This window comes from Cohnella hongkongensis (assembly GCF_042654645.1).
Classification (GTDB): Bacteria; Bacillota; Bacilli; order Paenibacillales; family Paenibacillaceae; genus Cohnella; species Cohnella hongkongensis.
Map to the genome: position 1 here is coordinate 1 of NZ_JBHSEP010000022.1, position 20,712 is coordinate 20,712.

At 59.9% G+C, this 20,712-nt stretch carries 17 protein-coding genes and 1 pseudogene; 13 read left to right on the forward strand and 5 right to left on the reverse strand.

The features are described from left to right. Positions 1 to 235: 235 nt before the first annotated feature. From ACFO3S_RS22515 to ACFO3S_RS22525, 3 genes are all read left to right on the forward strand, one after another. A complete protein-coding gene (locus ACFO3S_RS22515) occupies positions 236 to 856 on the forward strand; it encodes a M15 family metallopeptidase (protein WP_378100662.1) in 621 nt (206 codons plus the stop codon). 58 nt (positions 857 to 914) lie between these two features. Next, positions 915 to 1,358, forward strand: a complete 444-nt coding sequence (locus tag ACFO3S_RS22520) for an Hsp20/alpha crystallin family protein (protein WP_378100664.1) — start codon at positions 915 to 917, stop codon at positions 1,356 to 1,358. Positions 1,359 to 1,510: 152 nt separating this feature from the next. Beyond that, positions 1,511 to 1,855 carry a DUF4190 domain-containing protein gene (locus tag ACFO3S_RS22525; RefSeq protein WP_378100665.1) on the forward strand — a complete coding sequence of 115 codons (345 nt, stop codon included), beginning with the start codon at positions 1,511 to 1,513 and terminating at the stop codon, positions 1,853 to 1,855. 73 nt (positions 1,856 to 1,928) lie between these two features. Here ACFO3S_RS22525 and ACFO3S_RS22530 read toward each other — a convergent pair whose 3' ends face one another. Next, positions 1,929 to 2,681: a 3'-5' exonuclease gene (locus tag ACFO3S_RS22530; RefSeq protein ID WP_378100667.1), complete on the reverse strand. Its 753-nt coding sequence runs from the start codon at positions 2,679 to 2,681 to the stop codon at positions 1,929 to 1,931. A 168-nt stretch (positions 2,682 to 2,849) separates the two neighbouring features. Between ACFO3S_RS22530 and ACFO3S_RS22535 the strand changes: the two genes are divergently transcribed. Continuing rightward, on the forward strand, positions 2,850 to 3,605 hold the full coding sequence (locus tag ACFO3S_RS22535) for a class I SAM-dependent methyltransferase (RefSeq protein ID WP_378100669.1): 756 nt from the start codon (positions 2,850 to 2,852) through the stop codon (positions 3,603 to 3,605). A 130-nt stretch (positions 3,606 to 3,735) separates the two neighbouring features. Further along, entirely contained in the window at positions 3,736 to 4,167 is a 432-nt protein-coding gene (locus ACFO3S_RS22540; protein ID WP_378100671.1) for a DUF6157 family protein, read from the forward strand. Positions 4,168 to 4,267: 100 nt separating this feature from the next. Here the strand turns inward: ACFO3S_RS22540 and ACFO3S_RS22545 are convergent, their stop codons facing one another. Together ACFO3S_RS22545 and ACFO3S_RS22550 are read right to left on the reverse strand one after the other, a co-directional pair. Beyond that, entirely contained in the window at positions 4,268 to 4,699 is a 432-nt protein-coding gene (locus ACFO3S_RS22545; RefSeq protein ID WP_378100672.1) for a universal stress protein, read from the reverse strand. 31 nt (positions 4,700 to 4,730) lie between these two features. Further along, entirely contained in the window at positions 4,731 to 5,873 is a 1,143-nt protein-coding gene (locus tag ACFO3S_RS22550; RefSeq protein WP_378100674.1) for a zinc-dependent alcohol dehydrogenase, read from the reverse strand. A gap of 184 nt (positions 5,874 to 6,057) precedes the next feature. Between ACFO3S_RS22550 and ACFO3S_RS22555 the strand changes: the two genes are divergently transcribed. The 6 genes from ACFO3S_RS22555 to ACFO3S_RS22580 all read left to right on the forward strand — a co-directional run bounded on the left by ACFO3S_RS22555 (position 6,058) and on the right by ACFO3S_RS22580 (position 14,113). Then, complete coding sequence (locus ACFO3S_RS22555; RefSeq protein WP_378100676.1) at positions 6,058 to 7,995, forward strand: ABC-F family ATP-binding cassette domain-containing protein; 1,938 nt, start codon at positions 6,058 to 6,060, stop codon at positions 7,993 to 7,995. A gap of 163 nt (positions 7,996 to 8,158) precedes the next feature. After that, positions 8,159 to 8,497 (forward strand): TFIIB-type zinc ribbon-containing protein, encoded by a 339-nt coding sequence (locus ACFO3S_RS22560; protein ID WP_378100678.1) that lies wholly within the window; start codon positions 8,159 to 8,161, stop codon positions 8,495 to 8,497. A 1,350-nt stretch (positions 8,498 to 9,847) separates the two neighbouring features. Next, positions 9,848 to 10,705 carry an ABC transporter ATP-binding protein gene (locus ACFO3S_RS22565; RefSeq protein WP_378100680.1) on the forward strand — a complete coding sequence of 286 codons (858 nt, stop codon included), beginning with the start codon at positions 9,848 to 9,850 and terminating at the stop codon, positions 10,703 to 10,705. 89 nt (positions 10,706 to 10,794) lie between these two features. Beyond that, entirely contained in the window at positions 10,795 to 11,757 is a 963-nt protein-coding gene (locus tag ACFO3S_RS22570; RefSeq protein ID WP_378100812.1) for an AAA family ATPase, read from the forward strand. Positions 11,758 to 11,759: 2 nt separating this feature from the next. Continuing rightward, positions 11,760 to 12,857, forward strand: a complete 1,098-nt coding sequence (locus ACFO3S_RS22575) for a DUF58 domain-containing protein (protein ID WP_378100682.1) — start codon at positions 11,760 to 11,762, stop codon at positions 12,855 to 12,857. Continuing rightward, complete coding sequence (locus ACFO3S_RS22580) at positions 12,857 to 14,113, forward strand: hypothetical protein (protein WP_378100684.1); 1,257 nt, start codon at positions 12,857 to 12,859, stop codon at positions 14,111 to 14,113. The genes ACFO3S_RS22575 and ACFO3S_RS22580 overlap by 1 nt, the downstream gene beginning before the upstream one ends. 764 nt (positions 14,114 to 14,877) lie before the next feature. On the opposite strand, the gene ACFO3S_RS22585 is transcribed toward ACFO3S_RS22580, so the two are convergent. Beyond that, a complete protein-coding gene (locus ACFO3S_RS22585) occupies positions 14,878 to 16,200 on the reverse strand; it encodes an ATP-binding cassette domain-containing protein (protein ID WP_378100814.1) in 1,323 nt (440 codons plus the stop codon). Beyond that, positions 16,189 to 17,007, reverse strand: a pseudogene (locus ACFO3S_RS22590) (ABC transporter transmembrane domain-containing protein); the annotation flags it as partial. The gene ACFO3S_RS22585 and the pseudogene ACFO3S_RS22590, both read right to left, overlap by 12 nt. 234 nt (positions 17,008 to 17,241) lie before the next feature. Here ACFO3S_RS22590 and ACFO3S_RS22595 point away from each other — a divergent pair. Then, positions 17,242 to 19,050 carry a cache domain-containing sensor histidine kinase gene (locus tag ACFO3S_RS22595; protein WP_378100686.1) on the forward strand — a complete coding sequence of 603 codons (1,809 nt, stop codon included), beginning with the start codon at positions 17,242 to 17,244 and terminating at the stop codon, positions 19,048 to 19,050. Beyond that, positions 19,043 to 20,611 carry a response regulator transcription factor gene (locus tag ACFO3S_RS22600; RefSeq protein WP_378100687.1) on the forward strand — a complete coding sequence of 523 codons (1,569 nt, stop codon included), beginning with the start codon at positions 19,043 to 19,045 and terminating at the stop codon, positions 20,609 to 20,611. Before ACFO3S_RS22595 ends, ACFO3S_RS22600 begins: the two co-directional genes overlap by 8 nt. The last annotated feature ends 101 nt before the right edge of the window (positions 20,612 to 20,712 follow it).

Sequence of the window (20,712 nt, forward strand, 5' to 3'; positions counted from 1 at the left end):
TTTAAGCCGTTTCCTCCTCCAAAATTGCCAGTAAAATTTGGATTTTCTTTATTTTCGACAATACCCTCGCAACCTTACTCCCACATGGCTTTAACGATTCATTTTTGATTCAGGTGCGTGGAGCCTGCCGAATCGAAAGATTAAGAGAAAATTAAGGTTATCGAAACCGGAATAGGGTACGCTAGTAAGAGATTCGATCCTGCTAATAGAAAAGAGAACGGGAGTAGAGAACCGGATGAGTGCATGGAATGGGGAAACGGCGGCCGTTCGGACCCGGGCGCGCCCCGAGGGGCGCCGCCGCCGTAGAGGCAGGGCTCTGCTGATCGCTTTGGCGGCCGTCGCGGCCGTCTATATGCTGCTTCAATTCAAGACGATAGAGAGGCTGCTGCCGATCGAATGGTTCAGGCAAGCGCAGCCTGTTACGGGCCTGCATCCGGTCGTTGCCGAGAAGCGGGACGAGCTCGTCGCCAAGAGCCGGGCGATCGGCATCGACGTCGTCATTACCGGAGATTACCGCAGCTCGGAGGAGCAGGACGCTCTGTACCGTCAAGGCCGTACCGAGGAAGGGCAGATCGTCACGCAGGTGAAGGGCGGGGGCTCTTATCACAACTACGGCCTGGCTATCGATTTTGCGCTGAGGATTCCCGGAGGAGACGTCATCTGGGACTTGAAATACGACGGCAACGGCAACGGGCAATCGGATTGGATGGAGGTCGTGGCCATTGCCAAGGAGCTGGGGTTCTCCTGGGGAGGGGACTGGGAGTCGTTCCCGGACTATCCCCATCTGCAGATGGACTTCGGCTATTCGATCGGCGAGCTGCAGCGCGGGTGGCGGCCACCCTCCCGGCCTGAATAGACGGGGCGAAAATCGGGCAAATCATACTTGTCGATCACTCGAGAGGAGCGAAACGAGTATGCCTTTGATTCCGTACGAACCGTTCAGACAGCTGGACCATATGCGGCGCGAGCTGGACCGTTTTTTTCCGGACGATCTGTCTCTGATCAAGACCGGGCTCCATCAGCGGCTCGGCCACTTCAGCGTCGACGTTCACGAGACGGCCGACGAGATCGTCGCCGCATGCGACATCCCGGGTCTGGACAAAAAGGAAGACTTGAGCATCGAGGTCGACCGCGACCGCTTGACCGTAAGCGGAACGTTGAACCGGACGAGCGAGACGAAGGAGGAGCAATTCCACCGTCAGGAGCGTTACACGGGCCGGTTTCACCGCACGATCGGACTTCCGGCGGAGGTCTCTTCCGAAGGCGTGTCGGCGACCTACAGGAACGGCGTGCTGGAAGTGCGCATGCCGAAGCTGAAAGGCGACTCGAAACGGAAGATCGACATTCAGTTTCATTAGCCGCCTCGTCAAAACCGCAAAGAAACCGTACCCTGCCGAGCGGGAAGCCCCGGCAGGGTACGGTTTCTTTGTCATGCCGTCCCTGCGGAAATCGGAGAGCGGCTTAGCCCCCGATCGGGTATAATGGATCTATTCAGAAGAACAGAGGAGGAATGGCCTTGGAGCCATATTCGCAAGGCTCGCAGCATTACGGTTTTACTCCGCCGCCGCCGCATGCGCCCCCGAAGACGAACGGCAAGTCCATCGCGGCGCTCGTGTTGGGAATTCTGGCCGTTTCCGTTCCGTACATCGGTTTCCTGATCGGAATTGTCGCGATCGTATTTGCCTCTCTGGCGCTTAAGGAAATCAGGCAGACGCACGAGCAAGGGAGGGGAATGGCGATTGCCGGTCTCGTCTGCGGGATCGTCGGCACGGCGATCTATGCCTTTCTGTTGCTGCTCTTCCTGCTCGCGTTCGTTACGTTCGCCGAGTGGGGAAGCTCCTTCGTCTACAGCTGAAGCGGCTCGGGCGAGGATCGCGGGCGGTCTCGTCGACCGCCCGGAGGATATCAGGATCAACCCTCGGCGTTAGTTACTTTTTCTTCTCCAGCTCGGCAAGGAAGTAGTCGCGCAGCTCGGCCGTTTTTCTCGGGTCGGTCAGCGGAATTTTGGCGGCGAGTTCGCTTTCCGCGAAGGCCTCCCAGGTTTGCGGCTTCTTCTGGGCAAGCATCGTCCGGACGGCGTTCTTGACCAGCCGGCGCTCCTTCGAATTCGAGAATTGATCCTTGTACTGCTGCTTCAGGCTGAAGTCCAGCTCGGCGAAGATTTTACGGAACACTTCGGAGGTCATGCGGGCGTCGTCCAGCGCGCGGTGGGCGGACCCTTCGGGAACGAGGTTCAGCTCCTGAAGAGCGGCTTCGACGCTGACGTCGTTCGACACTTTTTTGTAGCGCAGGTAGCCCTTCAGCAGATCGAAGTAATGAAGACCTGTCCAGTAGGCTTCGTTTAGCTTGTGCATTCGCGTATCGAACACGATGCGCTTAATGTCCTCGCCGCCCCACGTAACGAGCAGGAACGAGTCGCCGCTTCCGAGCCAGCTCTCGAACTCGGCGATGACGCTGGGGAAGCCCGGAGCCGCGTCGATCTCGTGCTGGGGAATTCCGGTTTTTTTCCTGATAAAAGGGTTCAGCTTGGAGAAGTAGACCGGTTTGACCAGGGACGAGAACTCTCCCGCCGGCTTAAGCGACGAATCGAGACGAACGGCGCCGATCTCGATCACCTCCATCGGCAGATCGCTGGCGAACTTCCGTCCGTTAAATTCGATATCCAGAATAATGTAATCCAATGTGCAACCTCCGCTCTCAGGCTCGTGCTCTCCATTTTACCAAAATCGGGACCGTTTCGCTCGTCTGGCCGGAACGAACCCGGCAGTTCTTATAGGGTATCATGATCATGAAGTTTTGTTGCATGCCTTCCGTCACTCGGAAGAAGCGCAAGGAAAGGGGCAGCGGTTATGAACAGCAAGACGAGGTTCACCAGCAGAGTCGAGACGTATACGAAGTACCGGCCAAGCTATCCTGCGGAAGCGATCGATTACCTGTACGGGGTTGTCGGCTTGAACGAGACGTCGGAGGTGCTGGACGTCGGAGCGGGTACGGGCATTTTCTCCAGATTGCTGCTGGAGAGGGGGAGCCGCGTGACCGCGGTCGAACCGAACGATGCGATGCGGGAGGCCGCGTTGTCCGCGTCCCGGAATCACCCGCGATTCCAAGCTGTGGCCGGCTCAGCCGAGGAGACGGGGGTTCAGGATGCCTCGTACGATTACATCGTGTCCGCCCAGGCGTTCCATTGGTTCGACCGTGCGGCGGCCAAGCGGGAGTTCCGCCGGGTGCTGAAGCCGGGCGGCAAGACGATTCTCGTCTGGAATACGAGATTGAAGGAGGGAACGCCGTTCCTCGAAGGTTACGAGAAGCTGCTTCGCGGACTCGGAACGGATTACGAGCAGGTCAACCACCAGAACATCTCTCGGGAGATGCTGAACGATTTTTTCCGGAAGGACGGGCTGTCGGAGGCGAGATTCGACAATCGCCAAGTGCTTGATTTCGACGGAATTGCCGGGCGGCTCCGGTCGTCGTCTTATACCCCGCAGCCGGGGCATCCCGGCTACGAGCCGATGATGCGCGAGCTCCGGGAGCTGTTCGAACGCACTTCGGAGAACGGGACGGTCAACTTCGACTACGTCACCGAGGTCTATTGGGGCGAGGTATAAGCGAGTTCCGCCAACTGTCGGCGAGTCTCCTGTTTCTTCCCGGACGAGACGGCGAGCGACCTATGGGGGGCAGGCGGGATCGGGGAATTCCTGCCGCGAGTTCCGACTAGACGACTAAGGAGGATGCCAGATGGCTATGGAATGGAATTACTATAACACGTTCATAACGGTGGCTCCGGATTGTCCCGCGGAGAGGGGCGTCGTTCCGCCGGAACGAAAGAACGGCCGAACGAAGCCGAGGATCGAATATGATCTCATCGCCGATCATCCGTATCGATATACACAGGAGGAGCTGCTGTTTCAGACGCATGTCCTGCATAAGCAAATTCCGAACGAGGAGCTGGCGGCGAGGGAGGCCGAGCTGCGAAGAGAGTTTTTCTCCAAGCCGACGGCCTGTATGCGCGCCTCGATGCTTCCGAAGAAATACGGATGGGGACTGCGCTTCGATTCCCAGGGAAAAGTGGCGCTGGTCGCCAGAGAGTCGGCGGAGTACGATCGGCTGACGAGCGGGGGCGAGCCCGGCTTGCGCGTGCTGGCCGCCATGCGCAGCAGCCGGAAGTAGTCTTATGGTTTCCGGCGGTTAGCACAGAAAGTTCCCAGATGCGCTCCCGGCCGTCATCCGCATAAGCGCCGGAATGAACGCTGATGTTCCACCGCTGAAGCTACTTCAACACCATGACGGGGATGCGGGAGTGCAGAATCACGTTATGGCTGACGCTGCCGACCATCAGCTCCCTGAGCGAGCTTAAGCCTCTGCTTCCCATGACGATCAGATCGCAGCCGGCTTCTTCGGCATAGTCGAGAAGAGCCGGCGCCGGCGATCCGGCCAGAATGACGATTTTCGCCTCTGCCGATTCGGAGATTCTCCGGTGCACGCTGTCGATAATCGCTTCTCCGCGCTTCTGAACCTGCTCTTGATAGGATTCGGGCTGAACGAACGTCATGTCTGCAATCAGAACCGGCTCCAGATTGATGACGTGCGCGACGGTGAGCCGGGTTTCCGGGTCCGACCGCACGAAGTCCGCCGCTTTGTCCAGCGCCCTCGCCGACGGATCGGAGCCATCGTACGGAACGAGAATATGGTGAAAAAGCATGCCGAACCTCCTTATCGCGAGCCTGAGCTCGTCAGGGCTTGAGAACGACCTTGATGCAGCCGTCCTCTTTGCCGTTAAACACCCAATAGCCGTACTCCGCGTCGGACAAGCTCAACCGGTGGGTAATGATGTCCGTCGGATCGAGCTTTCCGCTCTTAATCTGCCGATACAGCTCCGGCATGTAGTGGATGACCGGGGCTTGTCCGAGCTTGACCGTAATATTGCGGCTGAACAGATCGCCGAAGGGAAAAGCGTTGTAGTTGAGCCCGTAGACGCCGGTCACCTGGATGGTGCCGCCCTTGCGCACCGTCTTGGCCGCGATCCGGAACGCCCCCAAGCCTCCGCCCTGAAGCTTCAACAGCGTCTCGATTTTCTCGAGCAGCGTCTTCTCCGAATCCAATCCGACGCAATCGATGACGACATCGGCGCCGCCCCCTGTCGCTTCCTGAAGATGACCGACAAGATCGTCGAATTCCTTGAAATTGAACGTTTCCGCCTGATTGGTCTTCCTGGCGTGCTCTAGCCGGTAGGGGACATGATCTACGGCGATGACGCGCTTGGCGCCTTTCTGCCAGGCGAACTTCTGCGTCATTAGGCCCACCGGTCCGCATCCGAGCACGATAACCGTATCGCCGGACTTGACGCCGGCATTGTCCACGCTCCAATAAGCGGTCGGGACCACGTCGGAGAGAAACAATAGCTGCTCGTCCTCCAGCTCCGCGTCTTCCGGCACCTTGAACGGCACGAAATTGCCGTACGGCACCCGCATCAGCTCCGCCTGGCCGCCGGCATAGCCGCCGAACGTTTCCGAATAGCCGAAGTAAGCGCCCACGCCTCCGTGCAGAAATTCGTTGCTGTTGTCGCACTGGCTTTCCAGCTCGTGGGTGCAGTACCAGCAGCGGCCGCAGGCGACGGTGAAGGGAACGATGACGCGGTCGCCTTTTTTGACCCGGGTCACCTCCGGGCCGACCTCCTCGACGATGCCCATCGGTTCGTGCCCGATGACGAAATCCGCGGGCATATTCGGAATTTCCCCGTTCAGAATGTGCAAGTCCGAGCCGCAAATGGCAGTCGTCGTCACGCGGATCAGAACGTCGTCCGGCTTGCGGATGGACGGATCGGGCACCTCTTTCACTTCGACTCTTTTCATTCCTTGATAGGTGAGGGCTTTCATGCGCATTAGGCTCCTTTGCTAAGAGAAGTTTCATCGAAGTAGTGTGCCTATTATTCGAACGGAACATGCCAGCCGATGAGCAAATGTCGGCTCGATTCGAAGCGGCGGCAAGGCGGCGCTCGGAAGAACTATGATATGATATGGTTAGCGTATTTCACTTTGGCGATAAAGAGGTTGATGCCGGATGCATCTGATGTCCGTTGAAAATATATCCAAGAGCTACAGCGACAAGACGTTGTTCGAGAATGTGACGTTCGGCGTGGAGACCGGGGACAAGATCGGCATTATCGGCGTGAACGGCACGGGCAAGTCGACGCTGCTGAAGGTGGTCGCAGGGATCGAGCCTCCCGATTCGGGGCAAGTGTCGATCGGCCGAGCCGTCGTGCTGCGGATGCTGGCCCAGGAGCCGATATTCGGCCCGGAGGAGACTGCGTTGGAGCATGTGCTTGGCGGGGATTCCCCGCAGCTTCGGGCGGTGCGCGACCATGCCGCAGTTCTGGCGGAGCTGGAGCTTCGCCCGGACGACGAACGGCTGCAGGAGCGTCTGATCGCCTCTCACGAGAGAATGGACGAGCTGGGGGCCTGGCAGACGGAGAGCGAAGCGAAGGCCGCGCTGACCAGGCTCGGAATCGACGACGTGCACGGCAAGGTGGCAACGTTCTCCGGCGGTCAGCGAAGACGGGTGGCGATGGCGGCTGCGCTCCTGCAGCCGTCCGATGTGCTGATTCTGGACGAGCCGACGAACCATATCGACAACGACTCCGTCGCCTGGCTCGAGGGGATGCTGCAGAAGCGCAAGGGCGCGCTGCTTATGATCACGCACGACCGGTATTTCCTGGATCGGATCAGCAATCGGGTGATCGAGCTGGATCGGGGCACGGCGTATTTCTACGAGGCCAACTACAGCCGCTATCTGGAGTTGAAGCTGGAGCGGGAGGAACGCGAGGCGGCGTCCGAGGCGAAGCGGCAGAACTTGCTTCGCAACGAGCTGGCGTGGGTTCGCCGCGGCGCGCAAGCCCGTTCGACGAAGCAGAAGGCCCGGCTCGACCGCTTCGAAGCGTTGAAGGAACAGGGGCCCAAGAGCGCGGCAGGCAAGCTGGACGTGTCCGTAGCCTCGACCAGACTCGGCAGAAAGATTCTGGAGATTGAACATCTGCGCAAGAGCGTCGCGGGCCGCGAGCTGATTCGCGATCTGAGCTATATTGCGGTGCCGGGAGACCGCGTAGGCATCGTCGGGCGGAACGGAAGCGGGAAGTCGACGCTGCTCAAGCTGATCGCCGGGAAGCTGCAGCCGGACGGCGGGCGCGTGGAGCTCGGACCGACGGTAAAGCTGGGCTGGTTCAGCCAGGAGCACGAGGAGATGGACGAATCGCTCCGGGTGATGGAATATATCCGCGAGGGAGCGGAGCAGGTGAAGACGGAAGACGGCGCAACCGTCTCCGCAGGACAGATGCTGGAGCGGTTTCTGTTTCCTCCCGCCGTGCAATGGACGGTGATTTCCAAGCTGTCCGGAGGGGAGAAGAGAAGGCTGCAGCTGCTGCGGGTGCTGATGGGCGCACCTAACGTTCTGCTGCTGGACGAGCCGACGAACGATCTTGATATCGCCACGCTGACGGTGCTGGAGGATTATCTGGACGATTTCCCCGGCGTCGTGATCGCGGTGTCGCACGACCGCTATTTCCTGGATCGAACGGTCGACCGGGTTCTCGCGTTCGAGGGCGACGGCGTCGTCACCGAGCATACGGGCAACTATTCCGACTATCAGACCTTCGCCGCCCGGCGTGAGACAGAGGGACCGGGCTCTGCGGCGCCTGCTCCCAAGTCCGGCGCCGAGTCAGCGACGATGGGCGCCCGCGACCGCAATAACCGGCCGACAATAAAAATGTCGTACAAGGACCAGAAGGACTTCGAGCAGATCGACGGCTGGATCGCGGAGACGGAGGAGGCGCTTGCCGTCGTGGCCGCCCGCATGGAGGAAGCCGCCAGCGACTCTGCCCGTCTGCAGGCGCTGCTGGAGGAGCAGACGGCATTGGAGGAGAAGCTTGACGAGCTGCTGGAGCGCTGGACGGAGCTGAACGAGCTGGCCGAACGGATCGCCGCTAGCAAGAACGGGCGGGGGTAAGGCAAGCCGCTGAAGAATTGGGGCGGGACTGCCTTTCCGCAGGGGGTTGAATGGCGGGAAAGCGAATGCGGGGAGGAGGCGTCAGGAGAGAATAAAGGCGTGGAAACCGAAGAGCCGCTATGCCGTATTACAGACAAGATCCGTTAACAAAGGAGGAACAGGAATGAATTGTCCGGTATGTGACGATACTCGCATGAGGGAAGTGGAGAAGAACGGCATCCTCATCGATGTTTGCCCGACATGCAAAGGGGTCTGGCTGGATCGCGGAGAGCTGGAGAAGCTGATGCAGGACGTCAGAGAGGTTCGTCAGGATTACAACCAATGGTATTACGGCAATTCTTCGGGAGCCTATGAGCCGCCCAGAGGCCAGCAGCCGCCTCAGCAGCCTTATCCGCCCCAGCAGTCCTACCCGCCGCAGCAGCCTTATCCGGGGCACGGCCGCTACCCTTACAAGAAAAAGAAGAAAAGCGTCATGGATCTCTTCGGAGATTTGTTCGATTAAGCGTCGTCAGTCGCCAATCGGCGTTCCAGCCAATCGGGAAGTCCCGGTTGGCTTTGTTTTTTTCGGTTCGAATTCGGCATGAACCTGAACGGGACGATGAACTCGAGTGGGCTGCCATGCCGATAATGAACTTGCCCGGCCTCGAGGTGACCGTAACGGTTGCCAGAGCCGCTAATCGTGCCGTTTTCGCAACATGGAGATTATAACGGTTGCAGTCGCCGCTATTTCACCTGAAAACGTGCCGATTCGCTCGATAACTCCAAAATAAGCGCGGTGGCAACCGTTACCGTTTCCTTTTTCGAGAAAACGATCGATTAAGCGCTACTGCAACCGTTAGAAGCTGCCGACAGGATGCGCGCCACCGATCGCATACGAAAGCCCACCAACCTCCGCCAGCCCACCAGCCTCCGCCAGCCCACCAACCTCCGCCAGCCCACCAGCCTCCGCCAGCCCACCAGCCTCCGCCAGCCCACCAAACTACGTCAGCCCACCAACCTCCGCCAGCCCACCAGCCTCCGCCAGCCCACCAGCCTCCGCCAGCCCACCAGCCTCCGCCAGCCCACCAGCCTCCGCCAGCCCACCAGCCTCCGCCAGCCCACCAAACTACGTCAGCCCACCAACCTCCGCCAGCCCACCAGCCTCCGCCAGCCCACCAGCCTCCGCCAGCCCACCAAACTACGTCAGCCCACCAACCTCTGCCAGCCCACCAGCCTCCGCCAGCCTACCAGCCTCCGTTAGCCCACCAGCCCTCCGCTAGCCCACCAGCCCTCCGCTAGCCCACCAGCCTCCGCCAGCCCACCAACCTCCGCCAGCCCACCAGCCCTCCGCTAGCCCATCAGCCCTCCGCTAGCCCACCAGCCTCCGCCAGCCCACCAGCCTCCGCCAGCCCACCAGCCCTCCGCCAACTCACTAACGTAACGATTGCCAGCGCCGCTAATCGTGCCGTTTTCGCAATATGGAGATTGTAACGGTTGCAGTCGCCGCTATTTCACCTGAAAACGTGCCGATTCGCTCGATAACCCCGCGGTGGCAACCGTTAGCTTTTCCTTTTTCGGGAAAACGATCGATTAGGCGCTACTGCAACCGTTAGAAGCTGCCGACAGGATGCGCGCCACCGATCGCATACTAATCAGGCAATCGAAGGCAACCGTTACCGTTTCCTTTTTCGAGAAAACGATCGATTAGGCGCTACTGCATCCGTTAAAAGTGAATTCGGTTCTCCGAAATCAAGCATTTTTCAGCTGGGAATTGCTTATCTTCCATTGACATTATCAGTGAGAACGATTATCATTCATAGCGTAGATGTTTATTGAGAACCGTTTTCAAACATACAAAAGGGTGGATGAGAGCATGTCCCGATTAAGCACAAGTCACTTGTCTTTGGCGTACGGGAGCCGGAGCATCGTGCAGGAGTTGAATTTGCAAGTCCCGGACGGACTGATTACGGCGCTTGTAGGAGCGAACGGATCGGGCAAGTCGACGATTCTGAAATCGATGGCCCGCATTCTAACCCCCGCGAACGGAGGCGTCTATCTGGACGGCAAGCTGATCCACCGTCAGCCAACGAAGGAGGTGGCCAAGAACCTGGCCATCCTGCCCCAGAATCCGACCTCTCCGGAAGGGCTAACCGTTCGCGAGCTCGTATCGTTCGGACGGTATCCGCATCAGAAGGGCTTCGGCATTCTGTCCTCGGAAGACAATCGCATGATCGACTGGGCTCTGCAGGCGACGGGAATGTCGATGTTCGCCAACCGTCCCGTCGACCATCTGTCGGGCGGCCAGCGCCAGAGGGCCTGGATCGCCATGGCTCTGGCGCAAGGAACGGAAGTGCTTCTGCTCGACGAGCCGACGACGTTCCTGGACATGGCGCACCAGATGGAAGTCATGATCTTGCTGGAGAAGCTGAACAAGGAACAGAAGCGTACGATTATCATGGTCGTTCACGATCTGAACCATGCGGCGAGATACGCCCAGCATCTCGTCGCCTTGAAGAACGGCACGGTTCTGTACGAAGGCAAGCCGGAAATCGTCATGACGTCGCAGATGCTTCGGGATGTGTTCAATATCGACGCCGACGTCATTCCCGACCCTCGTACGGGGGCTCCGATGTGCCTGCCGTACGGATTGGCGGAAGAGCCGGCGGCTAGCCTGGCAGGCGAAGCGGAGCAGGTGGAATACGAGGACCGCAGAGTTCAAGCGATGGCGTAAAACAATCGAATAGTTGTGAGTTCTTACAGTTCACACCCTTCCTGCCGATTGCTAGAATATAGAAAACGGAGGAGGGGTGTTTCTTGTTCGTGGATCCAACCAACAGGGAGAATAAGCTGTCGTCTGTCATCGATAACGTAGGCTCCGTCGTCGTCGGGAAAGATCGGGTGCTGGAGCAGCTCCTGATCGCGCTGCTGGCGTCGGGGCACGTCATTCTGGAAGACGTGCCCGGCACGGGAAAGACGCTGCTGGCCAAGTCGCTGGCTCGTTCGCTTGCCTGCCAGATGAAGCGCATTCAATTTACGGCCGATCTGCTGCCCTCGGACGTCACGGGGATCAACGTCTATAACCGGCAAACCTCGCAGTTCGAGCTGCGGCAGGGGCCGGTATTCACGAACATCTTGCTGGCGGACGAGTTGAACCGGGCGACTCCCCGCACCCAGTCCAGTCTTCTGGAATGCATGGAGGAGCGTCAGGTTACGATCGACGGGGTCACCCATCCGCTCGAGCTTCCTTTTCTCGTTGTCGCTACGCAGAACCCGATCGATAACCACGGGACGTTCCCGCTGCCGGAAGCCCAGTTGGACCGGTTTATGCTGTGCGTCTCGATGGGGTATCCGACGAACGGCGAGGAGCTGGCGATATTGAGGCGATTTACGGCCGGCAATCCGCTGGACGAGCTGCAGCCGGTCTTGAGTCGGGAGGAGATCCGGGAGCTGCAGGCGGAGGTGCCGAAGGTCCATGTCTCCGACGCTGTCTACGAATACTTGCTGGCCATCGTGGCAGCCACGCGCAGCCACCCGGACATCTCGTTCGGAGTCAGCCCGCGGGGCAGCTTGCAGCTGCTTAAGGCGGCTCAGGCTCGCGCGCTGCTGCACGGGCGAGACTACGCGCTGCCCGATGACGTGAAGGCGCTCGTTCATCCCGTACTCGCGCATCGATTGATTCTGAAGGATACGTTCAGAGGCGAGGCGAACCGGGCCCATCCGCTGCTGGACAGTCTGTTGGTGGACGTTCCCGTTCCGACGGAAGCCGCGTTGGAGTCAAGATAAAGATGGCGGCGATCGTCTGGATCGTGCTGCTGATGCTCGTTCTCTATTCGGCGCAACGGCTCGTATTTAATTGGACGGGGTTCCGGGCGCTGTCGTACGACAGATCGTTCAGCGCCCTTCGGGTTCATGCGGGACAGTCGGTATGGATGAAAGAGACGATCGCGAATCGCAAGCGAATGCCGATTCCTTGGCTTCGCGTGGAGGCGATGCTTCCGGCCCAGCTGGTCTTCAAGCATCGCGAAGCGGATATGTCGATTCGCAGCGGAGATCGGCTTCAGAACCATGCCAGCCTGTTCAGCGTTCCGTCCTATACGGAAATCGTGCGCAAGCACGAGATCTTATGTCCCAGCAGAGGCAAATACCGGGTCGACAGCTATACGATTACATTGGGCGATTGGATCGGATTTCCCGGCAAGTCGACTAGGCGGGAGGCCGGTTGCGAGCTGGTCGTGTATCCTGCGATCCGGGACATCCGAGATTTTCCGCTGGACGCGCGGAAGTATCTTCAGAGCGTCCGAAGCATGGCGAGTCCGATTATGGAGGATCACCCGTACGTCGCGGGAATTCGGCCTTACCGGGAGGGAGATTCCTTCCGGATGGTGAACTGGAGCGCGACGGCCAAGACAGGACAGCTGCTCGTTCATAAGCGGGAAAGCATGAGGGACAACGATCTGACCCTTATTCTGAACGCCGAGCTGCTGGATCATGAGCATAACCGCCGCATTAGCGCCGAGCAGTTCGAAGACGCGCTCAGCTATGCGGCCTCGGCTGCGAATTACGTCATTTCGGGCGGAGGCAAAGCGGGGTTTATTTTTAACGGAATGCGAGGAGAAGGAGCGACCGGCGCCTACCGCGCGCCGGCCAGGGCGGGAGCCGCCCATATGGACGGCCTTCTGGAAGCGATGGCCGATTTCCGCCCCGTTACGGCTCTCGGACTTTCCTATCTGCTGGAGCAGCTGCTCGAGGAGCGGGCCGTCGGGGTGAACTACATGCTCATCTCGGCGTTTCTCGACGCGAAGCAGGAGAACCTGATCGGCCGGCTCAAAAGTCAGGGCAATACGGTTCAGGTGCTGCTCATCGGGAAAGGAGGCGAGCGATAATGGCGGGAAGACTCGGGCTAAGGGCGTTGGCCGAATGGTTGCTGTGGCTTCCGCTGACGCTCATTTTCTCTGCGAATATGGGGGGAGCGGGCAAGGCCGGGCTGGCTGCCGGCGTGCTGCTGTGCGCCGCCTTGGGGCTTGGTCTGAACGGACTGCCGGCGCTGTGGCGAAGACTCGTTCTGATCGCGGCGGCCGTCGCGCTGACCGCGGCGGGGATCGCCCGGTTCGCGGACCATCTTCCGATGCTTGTCTGGCTGTGCGTCGTTCTCTGGCGAGGAAGATTTGTCCGGTTCGGTTACGGGCAATTCGGGTTGGCCTTCGGCGTATGCTGCTTGGTTCTGTTTGCGATTTCTCTGAACGAGGCATGGTTGGGCTACCGCACAGCCGTGATCGCGCTCGCCGTCTTCTGGATGATCGGCTGGTTCGCGGCCCTGAATCGAAGCCTGATCGATCGAGCCGGCCTCGACAACGGAATTGTAACTCGGCCGGTGCTGCAATCCAGCCGCAAGTACGCTCTCTTATTCGCGGGCGTCGGAGTGCTGGCGATCGCGCTGACCGTCGGTTACGGGGAGAAGCTGCTTACTCCGCGGGAGATAGCCGTTCCGAGCCCGCGATGGATCGAGCCGGAGCAGCTGATCCCGCCGCCTCAACAGATGAACAGCCCGCTAGAGGGGCTGTTGCAGGAGGACAAAGGCAAGCCGTCTCCGATCTGGGACTACCTGTTCTGGGGCATGGCCGCTTTGGCGGCTATCGGCTTTCTCTGGTTCGTCAGATGGCTGTGGAAGGAAAGAACCTGGACGTGGCGCAGCCTGCTGGCCAAAGTTCGGGACTGGTTCGTGAGAGAGCGGCGGACGGAAAAACTGCCCTACGTGGAGGAACGGCGCAGCTTGCGGAAGGAGAAGAAGCCCGGCCAGGGTCTCTTCGGCTCGCGGTTTCGCAGGCCCCGCGCCCGACTGGAATGGGAGAGGCTCAGCAACGCGGAGAAGGTTCGGAGATTGTACGAGGAAGCGGTGGCGGAGGGCATCCGGCAGGGCTATGCTTTCGTGCCGGCCGATACGCCCGGCGAGACGCTCGCCAAGCTGGAGAGCTGGCAAGCGTCTCGCGGTCCGGCGAAGGACAAGGAGCGTCAGGCGGCTTACTGGAGCTGGTTCAGCCGCGTACGGAGCCTGCTTGCCGGCTTGTACGGAAGAGCCCGGTACAGCCCGCACGACATTGCCGCCGAGGAAGTGGAGGAGCTGCGGAAGGGCTTGTCTTAAACCCGTCCCGAGGCATTCCTCTTGGTGATTCAGAAAGGATAAAATACGCTATCCTGATCTGAATCACCTCCGGCATCAACGTTGTCCCGCCGATCCTAAGTGCGGCGTAAGCCGTTTATGCTTGTCTTCTCGCAGCGTTTGCAGTTCGCGGGGGTTCTTCCCCCCCCCAATCAGAATCGATGAAATCCTGCGAATGGCTGAGCATTCGTGAGAGAAACCCTTAAATACGAGGGATGTTGTCAGGTTAAGCAAACGGTCAACAAGCGGCCTTGCAGGAATCGTCCCAGTTGTCGGCGGAGCCCCGAAGGTCATCGCGTACAAGGCCAACTCGTGCCAATCCACGCCAACCTATGCCAGCTCGCGCCAACCACCACGTCAACCCCCGCCAGTCCAGACCAACCTACGCACTCCGCGAACCCCCGCCAGTCCAGGCCCACACACACCAACCCCGCGAGCCCCCGCCAGCCCACTAACGTAACGGTTGCCAGCGCCGCTAATTGTGCCATTTTCGCAGTACGGAGGTTGTAACGGTTGCAGCAGCGGCTATTTCCGCCGAAACCGCGCCGTTTCGCTCGATACCCCCAAAATAAGCGCGGTGGCAACCGTTAGCTTTTCCTTTTTCGGGAAAACGATCGATTAAGCGCCACTGCAACCGTTAGACGTTGCCGGCAGGAAGCCCGCCATGCCGCCGATCGCATACGACAACGGCTTAACCTGACAACATTCCCCCCCCCCCGCCTGCCTGTTCTTATGACAGACCTCGGTCACAGACGAGCTCGAAGGGTCTTTTCCACGACCTGCAGAATTCGGGGGCTGCCAGCGGTCAGCGCCAAAAAAGCGTCCCTTCTCATTGAGACGGCGACCGAAGGGCCGAGAGTCCGAACTGTAGCGGTTCTCGCAACGCCCTTCAGCAAGGCAATCTCCCCGAAATGATCCCCATCCTGCAGAACCGCCACTCTCTGTGCCTCGCCGCCCGCGCTCCTTTTGACGATCTCAAAGCTGCCTCGGACGATCAGATAGAATTTGTCGCCGGTTTCTCCCTCGCGCACGACGACGGCGCCTTCCGGATACGTCTCCGTCGCGAACAACCCGGCCAGCTCGCGCAGCTGCTCAGGCTCGACGTCCTTGAAGAAGGGCAGCCTGGCGAGCCGTTCCTCGTCGACGCTGGCGTGCAGGCCGTCCTGCGACAGAAGAAAGCCGTGCTGCTTGTCCCACATTTCTCGATACAGTCCGGCCTGTCGAATCAGCTCGTCGTGAGAGCCGGATTCGACGACCCGTCCGTCGTTGAACACGAAAATCAGATCCGCGTGAACGACGGAATCGAGCCGGTGAGTAACCGAGACGATCGTACGTCCTTCGCGGAGATGCCGAAGAGTCTCGTTGATGCCGGCTTCGGCCGCCGGGTCGAGCGCGGACGTGATCTCGTCCAGCAGCAGAAGCTCGGAGTTCTTCAACAGCGCTCTAGCGATCGAGATGCGCTGGCGCTGGCCGCCGGACAGCGAAGCTCCCTCTTGATGGACAGGCGTGTCGTAGCCGTCCGGCCAGCCGGCGATCGTCTCGTGTATGCGGGCGAGCTTCGCCGCTTCGATCATCTCCGCCTCGCCTGCGTCCGGCCTCGCCAGAAGCAGGTTGTCCCGGATCGTCGTGTTGAACAGGAACGGTTCCTGGAGAACGACGGCCGACCTCTGCCGCAAGGAAGCTTCCGCTACTTCGCGCAAATCCTGTCCGTCGATCGACACCTTCCCTTCCTTCGGATCGTAGAACCTGGCCAACAGCTGAAGCGCCGTACTCTTGCCGGAGCCGCTCGGCCCGACGAACGCCGCATAGCTTCCGGCCGGAATGCGCAGACTGACCGCTTTGAGCTGGTCGCTGTCCTCGGCATACCCGAACGTCACGTTCTCCATCCGCAGCTCTCCGGCAATCGGAGGAAGCTCGAGCGGTTGAGCGGCCTCGCGCACTTCCGGAACGTAGTCGAGAATTTCTCCGATCCGCTTAAAGCTGCTACCGGAATCGATCAGGTTAGGAATGAGCAGCGTCAGGTTGGAAGCCGCTTGCCCGGCGCTCATGAACAGGGTGAAGAAGGCCATAAACCCGCCGATCGACAGCTGGTCCCGGAAGATCAAGTAGCCCCCGAACCCGATCATGGAGCCGTTAAGCAGCAGCAGGACGGTTAGCGGCAGACGCTCCAGCAGAGCGTTCGTGAAGTGCATCTTCAAGCCGAGCGTCAGCATCGACTGAATATGGGAGCGAGCCCGTTCGAGCAGCAGGCTTTGTCTGTGATAGGCTCTAACGGTTCGATGCCCTTTGACCGTCTCGTCGATCAGGTTCGAGAATCGCTCCTGCGCTTCCTTATACCGGAGATTGGCCGCTTCCGCGCGGTGCTGAAGCAGTCTGGGGCCGATCAGCATCAGCAGCGAACCGGCGACCATGACCAGCGTCAGCTTTCACTCGATGAGGAGCAGCATCGCGAGGCCGAGGAGGACGCTTAAGGCTTCCTTCAGGAAAAAGGGAAAAGCGAAGGTCGCCACCCGTTCCACGGAGGCCATATCGGAGGAAAAGCGGGCCACGAGATCGCCGACCCGGTAACGCTGGAAGAACGGAGCGGATTGCTTCTGGATGTGACGGTACAATTCGGTACGCAGTCTCTGCACGACCCGGCCGCTCAGCTGGTTCAGGGCGAATTCTCCCGCCAAGCCCGCCGCGACGCTCAGCAGCCCCCCGCAGAGCAGCAGCGCGAAGATCCAGTAGAACGCCTGAACGTCCTTCGGCCCGAAAGCTTCGTCGATTAAATATTTCAGGCTTATGGGGGAAGCGACCGCATAAGCGACCTCGAGGAGCAGACCGGTCAGGAAGAGGGCGAGCAGCGTCTTGAGCCCGGCGCAATGTCTCGTCATGGTCCGAATCAAACGCAAATCGATCGCCTGCCTTATGTATTGAACGCTATTGTCTCTTTAATCATAGAGAGGGAGAGGACAAAATACTACCCTTAATTTTCCGAAAGCGGCAAGTCGGCGGAGACGCCCCGTATAACGGCTCGGGGGAAAGGCGTTCGCGGGAGAGCCCTTGCACGGGGGATGAACATCGGATAACCTAAGTAATTAATCATCCTACCCGGGGAGGCGACCGTTTTGGCTTACGGATCATCCGAGGGCGGCTCGGGGAGCGGCTCTCCGCTCCTGAGGCGAATTTCGCTCAAAAATCGTCTGCTTGCCGCTTTTCTCATCACCTCCTTGCTCCCCGTCGTCTTCGTCGCGCTGTATTCCAACATGAAATACGAGGCGTCCATTACGAACAAAATCAGCGCGTCCTCGCAGCAGATTCTGTCCGAGCTGACCCAGAACATGACCCGGGAGCTCGAGCAGTACGAGACGCTCAGCGAGACGATTATTATTAACAAGTCCATCCAGGGCGGCCTGCCCAAGTTTCACCTAATGAGCGACTACGAGAAGAACGGGCTGCGGACGCAGATCAACGAGGAACTGGGGCAGCAGATTTTTCGCCTCAGCAATTTGACGAACGTCGTCATCTTAACGAACGACGGGCAGACGATCTTCGATCTCGGCTTCGAATGGTATCCCGAGCTGCAGCTGGACCAGCTGACGAACGCCGTGAACGGATCTCCCGGCAACGCCTACTGGTCGTATATGCGCTCCAACCGGGGAGCGAACCGGATCGTGCTCAGCCGCGCGGTATTCGCCGAAGACAATCTGAACGAGAGACTCGGCTACGTCATGATTCTGATCGACGAGAAGGTGCTGACTCGCAATACTTACGGACAGGTCGATCTGGGCGAGGGCAGCACGATCTATATTGCGGACTCGGAGGGCACGGTCGTCTCGTCCGTGTCGCCCGACATCCCGCACGGCTCGGCGTTCGAGAAAAACGAAGTATTCGACCGCGTGAAAGGAGAAAATAAAAACGAAGCGTTCTACGCGAACGTCGGCGGACGGAAAACGCTGGCCGTCAGCTCGTATCTTCGCGCCGCGGATTGGCATTTGATCGGGCTCGTTCCCCACTCCTTCCTCGTGTCGGAGCTGAAGGAGATGCGGGGCAACATCGTTCTCTTCTGTCTGGCGACTCTCCTGCTCTCGGGCGCGCTGGCGATGTGGATCTACTTCAGCATTCACAGCCCGATGAGATCGCTGCTGCAGTACGCCAACCAGATTCGAATGGGCCAGCTGGAGACGAAGATCGGGCGATCGTATCCCGACGAGATGGGCAAGCTGACGGAGACGATCGACCGGATGGTGGAGCAGCTTAAGCGGCTCATTTTCCAAGTCGAATCCGAGCAGCAGGCGAAGCGGGAGGCCGAGCTGAAAATGCTACAGGCGCAGATCAATCCCCACTTCCTGTTCAATACGCTGAATTCGCTCAAGTGGAGCGCCATGATGAGCGGCAACGAGTCGGTGAAGATGGGGATCGAATCGCTGTCCGAGCTGCTTCGCAACACGATTCTCGTCAAGGAGGAGCTGATTCCTCTGGAGGCCGAGATCGCGAATTTGCTCCATTACGCGACAATTCAGCGTATCCGTTACGGAGATTCCTTTAAGCTGAGCTTCGCGATGAGCGACGGTGAGCTGTACGCCTGCCTGGTTCCGAAGTTTATTCTGCAGCCGATCGTGGAGAACTCCATCCTGCATGCGGGGACGGAGGACGGCCGCAGAGTGGGCATCCAGGTCGAAGGGATCAAGGAGGGCAAGCTGCTGAAGCTCGTGATCTCCGACGACGGCAAGGGCTTCGACATGGACGACGTCAGCGCCCGCAAATCCTCTTCCCATGCGAAGCTGTCGGGCATCGGAATCGGCAACGTCGACGAGCGCATTCGCATCCACTTCGGGCCGGCCTACGGGCTGAAGACCCGGAGCGCTCCGAACGAAGGAACGGAGACGGTCATTACGCTGCCGATCGTGGCGAAGGAGGAACGCAGCGATGTATAAAGTGGTCATCGTCGACGACGAGATGATCGTCCGCCATGCGGTCAAGACGCTGATCCGCTGGGAGGAAAGCCGCTTCGAATATGCGGGAGCGGCAGCCAGCGGGGCGTCCGCGCTGGAGCTTGTCCGCGAGACGGGAGCGGACATCGTCATTACCGACATCAAGATGCCGGAAATGGACGGACTGGAGCTGATTAAGCGGTTGACGGCGGAGGGCTTCGACGGCGAGGTGCTGGTGCTCAGCAATTACAACGACTTCGAGCTTGTGCGAGAAGCGCTGAAATGCGGCGCGCACGACTATATGCTGAAGCTGACGCTTAAAACGGAGAGCTTCATGGAGACGCTCGAGGAGATGGCCGCCAAGCTGGACGGCAGAAGAGGGCAGAGCGACGGAGAGCCGTCTGATCCCGCTTCCCGGACCGGGGCTCCCCACCGGCTGACCGAGCTGCTGCGGGAGATGGACGCCGCTTCCTCGAGCTCGTCGCCGTGGCGCGGAGAACGGGTGCTGGAGCCGGGCCAGCGGGCGTACGCTTTCGTCGTCGTTCTCCGGAACGACGAGCAGAATCTTCGCCGGGCCGGAGCGTTCCAGGACGCGCTGGACAAGCTGGCCGACGGCCTCTTTACCGGGAGCCGCTGGTCGCGCGCGATACGCACCGACGCGCTGCGCTTCCTGCTCGTCGTCGCCTACTCCGCCGAAACGGCCGAGGTCAATCCGCAGGAATTGGCGCGGAGGCTGGCCAGTCTGGCCTCGATGTATTACAGCGTACAGATCAGCGTCGTCTACGCGCGCTGCGCTTCGGACGAGGAGTCGCTGGCTCTGGAGATGGCGCGCTGCCGGCAGGCGGAGGGGCTGCTCTTCTATTCGCTGCCGACGCTGGGCACCCTGTCCAATCGCGTGACGGCCAACGAGGAGGACGCCCGCTTCCGGGCGGCGGAAGCTGCATTGAGAGACAGCTTGCGCAAGCCTGTCGCGGGAGCGATCGATCTGTGGACGGAAAGCGCGCTGAACCTGGTCGACGTGGCGGCGGAGCAGCGCGTCCATCCTCGCGCGTTAAAGCGGGCGCTCAGCGGGGGCGTCTGGAGTCTGGCCAGCGCGAAAGCGCTCGGCGTCGGACGCGAATGGGACGAGAAGCCCTGGCTGGAGAAGGTGGAGGAGGCGGAAACCGACTCCCAGCTCAAGGAGACGATCCGCGAGCTGGGCGAAGAAGCCGCGTCCGACGCAGCCGGGACGCGCGCTGCCAGAACGGTCGCGCGCGAAGAGGTGCGCCAGGCGATCCGGTATTTGGAGGAGCACTACCCGCATCGGGTCGCGATCGCCGATATCGCGGCCCAGGTCGGCTTATCCGAGCCGTATCTGTGTCAGGTGTTCAAAGCCGACACCGGTCTGAGCATCCTCACGTATTTGAACGAAATCCGCATGACGAAGGCGTACGAGCTGCTGGCCTCCGGCCAATATTTGGTCAAGCAGGCGGCGCTGGAGGTCGGCATCCCCGATCCGTTCTATTTCAACCGTCTGTTCCGCAAACGCTTCGGAATCGCTCCCAAGAACGTGAAGGCGCACTGAGGGGCTTCCGACCTGTAGGATTTTAAGATGGCGAATCTCAAGATCGTCCAGCTTTCCTTCGATCCCGTTGCCCGCCGGGATTAAAATCGTCCATGAAGTTC

Bases quoted from the DNA above. Each gene is read 5' to 3' on its own strand.
- ACFO3S_RS22515 (WP_378100662.1), top strand. From the start codon at position 236: ATGAGTGCATGGAATGGGGAAACGGCGGCCGTTCGGACCCGGGCGCGC.
- ACFO3S_RS22520 (WP_378100664.1), top strand. From the start codon at position 915: ATGCCTTTGATTCCGTACGAACCGTTCAGACAGCTGGACCATATGCGG.
- ACFO3S_RS22525 (WP_378100665.1), top strand. From the start codon at position 1,511: ATGGCCTTGGAGCCATATTCGCAAGGCTCGCAGCATTACGGTTTTACT.
- ACFO3S_RS22535 (WP_378100669.1), top strand. From the start codon at position 2,850: ATGAACAGCAAGACGAGGTTCACCAGCAGAGTCGAGACGTATACGAAG.
- ACFO3S_RS22540 (WP_378100671.1), top strand. From the start codon at position 3,736: ATGGCTATGGAATGGAATTACTATAACACGTTCATAACGGTGGCTCCG.
- ACFO3S_RS22545 (WP_378100672.1), bottom strand. From the start codon at position 4,699: ATGCTTTTTCACCATATTCTCGTTCCGTACGATGGCTCCGATCCGTCG.
- ACFO3S_RS22550 (WP_378100674.1), bottom strand. From the start codon at position 5,873: ATGAAAGCCCTCACCTATCAAGGAATGAAAAGAGTCGAAGTGAAAGAG.
- ACFO3S_RS22555 (WP_378100676.1), top strand. From the start codon at position 6,058: ATGCATCTGATGTCCGTTGAAAATATATCCAAGAGCTACAGCGACAAG.
- ACFO3S_RS22560 (WP_378100678.1), top strand. From the start codon at position 8,159: ATGAATTGTCCGGTATGTGACGATACTCGCATGAGGGAAGTGGAGAAG.
- ACFO3S_RS22565 (WP_378100680.1), top strand. From the start codon at position 9,848: ATGTCCCGATTAAGCACAAGTCACTTGTCTTTGGCGTACGGGAGCCGG.
- ACFO3S_RS22575 (WP_378100682.1), top strand. From the start codon at position 11,760: ATGGCGGCGATCGTCTGGATCGTGCTGCTGATGCTCGTTCTCTATTCG.
- ACFO3S_RS22580 (WP_378100684.1), top strand. From the start codon at position 12,857: ATGGCGGGAAGACTCGGGCTAAGGGCGTTGGCCGAATGGTTGCTGTGG.
- ACFO3S_RS22585 (WP_378100814.1), bottom strand. From the start codon at position 16,200: ATGGCCTTCTTCACCCTGTTCATGAGCGCCGGGCAAGCGGCTTCCAAC.
- ACFO3S_RS22600 (WP_378100687.1), top strand. From the start codon at position 19,043: ATGTATAAAGTGGTCATCGTCGACGACGAGATGATCGTCCGCCATGCG.